This window comes from Microbacterium sp. (genome assembly GCF_035556355.1).
In the GTDB taxonomy this organism is placed as follows: domain Bacteria; phylum Actinomycetota; class Actinomycetes; order Actinomycetales; family Microbacteriaceae; genus Microbacterium.
The window spans coordinates 96786-104588 of sequence record NZ_DATMFG010000033.1; the positions used below are offsets into that span (position 1 = coordinate 96786).

Sequence of the window (7803 nt, forward strand, 5' to 3'; positions counted from 1 at the left end):
CCCCAGCGCCCTCCATGACGATCGAGGCGCCGTGCGTGCTCGACCTGCGCGGCACGACGCTCGACCTCACACGGCACGTCGCCGTGATGGCGATCGTCAACCGCACCCCGGACTCGTTCTACGACCGCGGGGCGAGGTTCGCGCTCGACGCCGCGATCGCCGCGGGCTTCGCCGCCGCCGAGGCGGGCGCCGACATCGTCGACGTCGGCGGCGTGAAGTTCGCACCCGGGCCGCCCCTGCCGATCGAGGACGAGATCGCGCGCGTCCTGCCCGTCGTGCGCGCGCTCGCGCCGGTCGTCGCGGTGAGCGTCGACACGTTCCACCCCGAGGTCGCACGTGCGGCGATCGCGGCCGGTGCGAGCATCGTGAACGACACGACCGGTCTCCGCGACCCCGCGATGGCCGACGTCATCGCCGAAGGCGGGGCGGGCGTCGTGATCGCGCACAGCCTCGCGGCGCCTCGGATGCCGCATCCGGATCCGCACTACGACGACGTCGTCGCCGAAGTCGCGGCATTCCTGACCGAGCGACGCGGTCTCGCGTCAGTGCGGGGCATCCCGCACGAGCGGATCATCCTCGACCCCGGTCACGACCTCAACAAGAACACGCTCCACTCGCTCGAGCTCACGCGGCGCCTCGGCGAGCTCGCCGCCCTCGGCTCGCCGCTGCTGGTCGCTCTGTCGAACAAGGACTTCGTGGGCGAGACGCTCGGCCGTGACCGCGGGGACCGGCTCGCCGGGTCGCTCGCCGCCGCCGTGCACTGCGTGCTGCACGGCGCGCGGATCGTGCGGGCGCACAACGTGCGCGAGACGATCGACGCCGTGCGCATGGTCGAGGCGATCGCCGGATGGTGCGAGCCCGTGCTCCTCCGCCACAACATGCCCACCGGGGAGGCCGCATGACGCCGACGCGGGACGAGATCTTCGAGCTCTACGCGCTGCCCGATCGCAGCACGCGCCGCGTGCGCATGAACTTCATCGAGAGCGCGGACGGCGCCGTCACGCTCGACGGGAGCAGCGGCGCGCTCGGCGGCGACACCGACCGCGCGGTGATGAGCGTGCTGCGCACGATGGCCGACGTCGTGATGGTGGGCGCCGGCACGGTGCGGGCGGAGGGGTACGGAGGCGTGCGGATGGCCGGGCCGGATGCCGCGTGGCGCCGTGAGCGCGGTCTGAGCGAGCACCCGCCGCTCGCGCTCGTGAGCCACCGGCTCGACATCGAGCCGGAGCATCCGTTCTTCGCGAAGGCCGTCGTGCGGCCGTTCGTCGTGACGCACGAAGGCGTCCCGGAACGCCGTCGGCGCGCGCTGGATGAGGTGGCCGACGTGCTCGTGCACGGCGCGGAGCGCGTCGATCTCGCGCTCACGCTCGCCGCGCTCGCGACGCGGGGCATGACGCAGGTGCTGTGCGAGGGTGGCCCGCACCTGTTCGGGTCTCTTCTCGAGGTGGGGCTCGTGGACGAGCTGTGCGTCACGATCGCGCCGCGCATCGTCGGAGGCGACGCGGGGCGCATCGACCAGGGCGCGCCGGAGGCCGACCGCCGCCTGCGACTGGCCTCGTCGTTCGTCGACGACGAGGGCTACGTCTTCCTGCGCTACGCGGTGACGTGAAACCGGCGCGGTCATCCGTCGAGGGTCAGTTGAGACACGCGCGAACCGCCCGGTCGATCACGGGTCGGATCTCGGCATCCGGATCGACGGTGACTCGGTGCAGGACGATCCCCTCGGCGGCGGCCATGAGCGTGCGCACCGCCTCCTGCGGCGAGCGGGCGCCGATCCGTTCCAGGAGGACCGTCGTCCACTCGACGAAGACGCGCCGCTGCTCGAGAAGGGGTGCGAGGAGCTGGGCGTCGCCGGCGGCCTCCAGGAAGAGCGCGTACCGCGCGCGTGTGCGAGCGGCGAGCGGGCCGGTCTGCACCGTGATCATGCCGGTCATCGCATCGACGAGATGCTCCGGCGTCTCCACCGTCGGGGCTTCGGTCGCAGCGAAGTCGGCGCGCTCCCTCTCGGCGAGCCACGCGACGACTCCCGCGACGAGGGCCTCGCGACTGCGGAACCAGTTCGAGGTCGAGCCCTTGGGGAGGTCCGCCCTCTCGTCGACGCGGGCGTGCGTGAGGGCACGGATGCCGCTCTCGCCCACGAGGGCGACCGCGGCGTCCAGAGCGCGCGTGCGGGTGGTGGCCACGCCTTCACTGTAGGCGTCGCCAAGCTACTACGAAAGTAGTGACAGTTCACTACGGAAGTAGTATTCTCCTCTCGTCGGCGCCGTCGGCGCCGACTGCGGGACCGGCGAAGGTGCGATCCCGCCCCTGAGAGGAGCACGGCGATGTCTCACACAGTCCAGTCCCAGACCATCGGCCTGCGGGTGTCACGCGAAGTGCCCGCCACACCCGACGACGTGTTCACCGCGTACACGGATCCTGAAGCGCAACGCATGTGGCTGTCGCAGCTCGGTCCCGACGCGGGGCATGTGCGCACCACGGTCGACCTTCGCATCGGGGGAGTGTGGGAGGCGACCTTCTTCGCGAACCCGTCCGTCCTCGTCCACGACGTGTTCACTTTCCTCGAGGTGGATCGGCCTCGCCGGCTCGTGACCGGCCACGTCGGCGAGTCCACGGTGGACGGGCGGGCGCAGCCGCCGATCCGGACGCACATCGAGGTGACCTTCGCGCCGACCGATGCCGGCACGCTCGTCACGGTCGACCACACCGGATTCGCCGACACGCAGACGCGGGACTTCTTCGAGAACGTCGCGTGGGCCCGCCGGACTGGATCGCCTCGCAGCCTACGTGGCGGAGAGGCGCTGAGCGGCACCGCCCGAGGTGGAGATGAAGCTGTACGTCCTGCCGGTCGCGGTCTGTCTCGGCGCCCTTGTGGCGTGCACCCTCGAGACGGTGCGCTGAGGATCAGGCTGCCGCGAGCGCGTCGGCGTCGAGGATCGTGTAGCTGTAGCCCTGCTCGGCGAGGAACCGCTGCCGGTTCTGCGCGAAGTCCTGGTCGACGGTGTCGCGCGCGATGAGCGTGTAGAAGCTCGCGGTGTGGCCCGACTCCTTCGGACGCAGCAGGCGACCGAGCCGCTGCGCCTCCTCCTGACGCGAGCCGAACGACCCGGAGACCTGGATCGCGACGGATGCCTCGGGCAGGTCGATCGAGAAGTTCGCGACCTTCGACACGATGAGCAGCGAGATCTCACCTTCTCGGAACGCCTGGTAGAGCTGCTCGCGCTCGTCGACGGGCGTCGCCCCCGTGATCTTCGGTGCGTCGAGCGCCTCGGCGAGGATGTCGATCTGGTCGAGGTACTGGCCGATCACGAGGATCCGCTCGCCCCGGTGGCGCTCCACGAGCCGGCGCACGACCCCGATCTTCGCCTCGGCGGTCGCCGCGAGCCGGTAGCGCTCGTCGTCGGGAGCGGCGGCGTACTCGAGGCGGTCGCCCGCGGGCAGGTCGACGCGCACCTCGTAGCAGACGGCGGGAGAGATGAATCCCTGCGCCTCGATCTCCTTCCACGGCGCGTCGAACCGCTTCGGCCCGATGAGGCTGAAGACGTCACCCTCACGGCCGTCCTCGCGCACGAGCGTCGCCGTCAGGCCCAGGCGCCGCCGCGCCTGCAGGTCGGCGGTGAGCTTGAACACGGGCGCCGGCAGCAGGTGCACCTCGTCGTACACGATGAGGCCCCAGTCGAGCGCGTCGAGCAGCGCGAGGTGCGCGTACTCGCCCTTCCGCTTCGCGGTGAGGATCTGGTACGTCGCGATCGTGACCGGCTTGATCTCCTTCACCTGGCCGGAGTACTCGCCGATCTCCTCGGGTGTGAGCGTCGTGCGCTTGAGCAGTTCGTCGCGCCACTGGCGCGCGCTCACGGTGTTGGTCACGAGGATGAGCGTCGTGGTCTTCGTCTCGGCCATCGCCCCGGCGCCCACGAGGGTCTTGCCCGCGCCGCACGGGAGGACGACGACGCCCGACCCGCCCTGCGTGAACGTCTCGACCGCCTGCCGCTGGTAGGGGCGCAGGTGCCAGCCGTTCTCGGCGAGATCGATCGGATGCGGCGTGCCCGGCGTGTACCCCGCGAGGTCTTCCGCGGGCCAGCCGATCTTGAGCAGCTCCTGCTTGATGTGACCGCGCGCCCACGCGTCGACGACGTAGACGTCGGGGGACGGGTGCGCGATGAGCAGCGGCTGGATGCGCTTGTTCTTGGCGACCTCGGCGAGCACCGCGGCATCCGTCGATCTCAAGATCAGCGCGTCGTCGCCGTGACCCTCGACGGCCGCGCGCTCGATCACGAGGCGGCCGTACCGCCCGACGGTCTCGCGGATGTCGATCGCGACCGACGGAGGCACCGGGAACCTCGTCCACCGGTCGAGCGTCGCGAGCATGTCGTCGGCGTCGTGACCGGCCGCGCGCGCGTTCCACAGCCCGAGCCGTGTGATGCGATAGGTGTGGATGTGCTCGGGCGCTCGCTCCAGCTCGGCGAAGATCGCGAGCTCGTGACGCGCGCTCTCGGCATCGGGATGGGCGACTTCGAGGAGCACGGTCCGGTCGCTCTGCACGATGAGGGGGCCGTCAGCCATAACGAGCCATTCTACCCGCGTGGCCGTCACCGGGCCTCGCGGGGCGGGTCTCGTGTCAGCCGCGGCTGACGCTCACGATGCTCGACACCGGCAGTGTGCGCTCGATGTCGGCTCCGCGGTCGCGCCCGCGCAGGCGGCCGCCGCCGAGACCGGATGCCTCGAGCGTGAACGTGCGCTCGCTGCCGTCGGGCATGCGCACCACGACGACCACCGTCGCGCGCGCCCGCACGGCGAGCTCGAGCTCGCGCGCCAGCCACGCCGACTCCGAGTCGGCCGAGCTGCCCGCGCGCAGCGTCGAGATGAGTCCGGCGTACAGGGTCTCGGGAGTCGTCTCGGCCGTGCGCGGACCGGTGGCGCGGCGGTGCATCGACTCGGCCTCCCCGTCGTCGCCGATCGCCACGACGGGATACCGCGCATCCGCGAGAGCCCAGTACACGGCGTCGCGCGACACGCGCGACACGAGGTCGCCGCCGTCGGCGATGAGTCCGAGCGGGCGCAGTGCCTGGTCGATCTCGATGGCGTCGAGGATCGAGTCATCCGTCGAGGTCACACGGGTGCCGCCGGATGCCGCATCCTCCGCGACCCGCACGAGACCGTGGCGCGCGGCCGTGCTCTCGATGAGGTACTCGAGCGGCTGCGGGATGCCCGTGAGCGAGATGCCGGCGAGGAACTCGCGGATCGACTCCGCCGACTCGCCCTCGGTCATGCCGGCGCCGATCGAGTCGGCGCTGAAGCGGTAGCTCGACGCCTGCGCGCGGGACTCGCGCTTCGCGATGCGCCGCAGGCGCAGGTCGAGGCGCGGGGCGAGGGGTCCGGGCGCGATCGCCGTGAGGTCGGCCTGTAGGTAGATGCGGTCGATCTCGGCCGGCAGCAGGGACTCGAGGCCGGATGCGTCGACGCGCCCGTCCTCGCGCAGCCGGCGGGTCCATGCGGGCTCGGCGCCCGTCGGCGTCAGCAGCCCGAACCGCACCATCACGCGACGCAGACTCGCCGCGCGGTCGGGCCACGCCGGATCGAGGGGGAAGGCCCCGGGCCACGACGACACCGGTGATACACCGCCCGTCGCCGTGCGGAGGGCAGGAGGGAGGGAATCCCGGATGCCTCGCACGAGCGTCGTCCACCGCTCGGGCGTGCTCGCCTCGAGCCAAGCCTCTCCCGCCTCGCTCACGACCCAGTCGCGGCCGTCGGCGTGCAGCAGTCCCGCCGCGGCGGCTGCCGTCACGAGATCGTCGAGCTCGTCGGCGTCGAGCACCGCGCCGGCTTCGATGAGCCGGCGGCGGTCCACCGCGCTCACGCTTCCGCTCCCGGTGCGGCTCAGCGCGATCGCGGAGCTCGCCAGGAGCACGTCGGCGAGCGCCCCGAGGTTCGTGAACGCGCGCTCGGCGGCGGCTGCGGCATCCGCTTCGCTCGCCTCCGGCGCCTCAGGAGCCGCTACGGGCTCGAAGGCCGCCGCGTCGTCGGCTGCCGCCGCGTCGAGCCGTTCGCGGACCGCGGCGAACGGCGCGCCTGTCTCATCGACGAGGGCGAGGCGGCGGGCGTCTTCGCCGGTCGCGCGACCGTCGCGGAGCTCGCGCAGCGTCTCGCGGGGAAGCCGCATGAGGGCGCGGTCGACGGATGCCGGGTCGAGCAGCGCGGCCGCGGCGTCGAAGAACCCCTGCCACGAGACCGACGGCGAGATCCCTCGCGCCGCGAGCGTGCCGGCGAGCCTGGCGTCGTCGAGGGACGCCAGCCGGGTCGCGAGCGCGCGCTCGTCGGAGAGCACTCAGCCTCCTCGGTTGGCGCGCGCCCTCCGCACGAAGCTCATGATGAGCACGGTCAGAAGTAGGAGGAACGCGAGGATCGGGGCGATGTAGACGACGATGCCGATCACGGGCCACACGCCGATGGAGAAGTCGGCGTTCGCCGCCGACCCGAGCATGATCGCGAAGAAGCACACGATCGACAGCACCAGCAGGCCGAGCGACATGAAGGAGAGGATGCGGTCGATGCGTCGGATCGGAACGTCCTCGCGGGGGGAGGGTGTGCTCATCCGCATAAGACTATCGCGGCGCCGGATCATCTCACGCGCGCGGGCGACGCGCGTGGAAAGCATCTAGGCTGGTGGTCGGGATCGGAAGGTCCCGTCTCCGTCATGCCCGCGCACCGCGCGGTCCCCCCAAGCGAGGTTCCCATGCCCACCGGCAAGGTCAGGTTCTACGACGACGAGAAGGGGTTCGGCTTCATCGCGAGCGATGACGGCCAGGACGTCTTCCTGCACGCGACCGCCCTGCCCGCCGGCGCCTCACCCAAGGCGGGTCAGCGCGTCGAGTTCGGCGTCGCCGAGGGCAAGCGCGGCCCGCAGGCGCTCTCCGTACGCTTCCTCGAGGCCCCCGTGAGCCTCGCGAAGCGCTCGCGCAAGCCCGCCGACGACATGGCGATCATCGTCGAGGACCTCGTCAAGCTGCTCGACGGCATCGGCGCCGACCTGCGGCGCGGCCGCTATCCCAGCGGCTCCCACTCGCGCAAGGTCGCCGCCGTGCTTCGCAAGGTCGCGGATGAGCTCGACGCCTGAGCCGATGGACGAATCGCTCGCCCGTGAGCTCGCGCTCGCCGCGCTCCGAGAGGTGACGCCCGAGTCGACGATCGGCGAGCCCGCCGGGTCCGAGGTGTCGGAGGACGGCGTGGTGTCCCTGCGCTTCGAGAACCGCCTCGCGGGCTACCCGGGGTGGTACTGGACCGTGAGCCTCGCCCAGGTCGACGACGCCCCGCCGACCGTGCTCGAGGTCGAGCTGCTTCCCGGCGACGACGCGCTCCTCGCACCCGAGTGGGTGCCGTGGGCGGTGCGCCTGGCCGAGTACCAGGCGGCGCAGGCGGCGCAGGCCGAGGCATCCGGAGACGACGAATCGGAGGAGGACCTCGATGCCGTCCTCGTCGACGTGGAGGACCTCGACGCCGAGGACTTCGACACCGACGGGTCGCCGATCCTGCACGCGGGCGACGTCGACGGCGTCGACATCGACGAACTCGCGGACGGGCCGGACGACGAGGACGACGACGCCGACGAGGCGGATGAGCTCGACGACGAGTCAGACGACGCCGATGAGGACGACGACGACGAGGCCTAGATGTACTGCCCAGGGAGGTTGTTTGATCTGGCTTCCCTGATGTGACGAGAACCTCCCGGCAGAGTGGAGCTGCTACCGCATCCGCTCTGAACCAGGAGGTTCTCGTGTCTCACGCTAACGCGGCGCTCACCCCGCG

The 7803-nt window shown here is 71.5% G+C and carries 9 protein-coding genes; 5 read left to right on the plus strand and 4 right to left on the minus strand.

All coding sequences use genetic code 11. The features are described from left to right. Window positions 1-14 precede the first annotated feature (14 nt). Window positions 15-902, plus strand: a complete 888-nt coding sequence (folP, locus tag VNR19_RS09430) for a dihydropteroate synthase (protein ID WP_325726137.1) — start codon at window positions 15-17, stop codon at window positions 900-902. Continuing rightward, window positions 899-1609 carry a pyrimidine reductase family protein gene (locus VNR19_RS09435; RefSeq protein WP_325726119.1) on the plus strand — a complete coding sequence of 237 codons (711 nt, stop codon included), beginning with the start codon at window positions 899-901 and terminating at the stop codon, window positions 1607-1609. The genes folP and VNR19_RS09435 overlap by 4 nt, the downstream gene beginning before the upstream one ends. Window positions 1610-1634: 25 nt before the next feature. Here the strand turns inward: VNR19_RS09435 and VNR19_RS09440 are convergent, their stop codons facing one another. Beyond that, window positions 1635-2183 (minus strand): TetR/AcrR family transcriptional regulator, encoded by a 549-nt coding sequence (locus VNR19_RS09440; RefSeq protein ID WP_325726121.1) that lies wholly within the window; start codon window positions 2181-2183, stop codon window positions 1635-1637. A 141-nt stretch (window positions 2184-2324) separates the two neighbouring features. On the opposite strand from VNR19_RS09440, the gene VNR19_RS17305 reads away from it, so the two are divergent. Next, on the plus strand, window positions 2325-3017 hold the full coding sequence (locus tag VNR19_RS17305) for an SRPBCC family protein (RefSeq protein WP_414684140.1): 693 nt from the start codon (window positions 2325-2327) through the stop codon (window positions 3015-3017). On the opposite strand, the gene VNR19_RS09445 is transcribed toward VNR19_RS17305, so the two are convergent. The 3 genes from VNR19_RS09445 to VNR19_RS09455 are packed head-to-tail and all read right to left on the minus strand — an operon-like array spanning window position 2905 to window position 6592. Next, the gene (locus tag VNR19_RS09445; protein ID WP_325726123.1) at window positions 2905-4563 is read right to left on the minus strand and encodes a DNA repair helicase XPB; all 1659 of its coding nucleotides are present in this window, start codon (window positions 4561-4563) and stop codon (window positions 2905-2907) included. The genes VNR19_RS17305 and VNR19_RS09445 overlap by 113 nt on opposite strands. Before the next feature lie 55 nt (window positions 4564-4618). Then, window positions 4619-6325, minus strand: a complete 1707-nt coding sequence (locus VNR19_RS09450) for a helicase-associated domain-containing protein (protein WP_325726125.1) — start codon at window positions 6323-6325, stop codon at window positions 4619-4621. Then, window positions 6326-6592 carry a multidrug ABC transporter ATPase gene (locus VNR19_RS09455; RefSeq protein WP_325726127.1) on the minus strand — a complete coding sequence of 89 codons (267 nt, stop codon included), beginning with the start codon at window positions 6590-6592 and terminating at the stop codon, window positions 6326-6328. A gap of 141 nt (window positions 6593-6733) precedes the next feature. Between VNR19_RS09455 and VNR19_RS09460 the strand changes: the two genes are divergently transcribed. Continuing rightward, complete coding sequence (locus tag VNR19_RS09460; RefSeq protein WP_325032560.1) at window positions 6734-7114, plus strand: cold-shock protein; 381 nt, start codon at window positions 6734-6736, stop codon at window positions 7112-7114. After that, the gene (locus VNR19_RS09465) at window positions 7098-7667 is read left to right on the plus strand and encodes a DUF3027 domain-containing protein (RefSeq protein WP_325726129.1); all 570 of its coding nucleotides are present in this window, start codon (window positions 7098-7100) and stop codon (window positions 7665-7667) included. Before VNR19_RS09460 ends, VNR19_RS09465 begins: the two co-directional genes overlap by 17 nt. Window positions 7668-7803 lie beyond the last annotated feature (136 nt).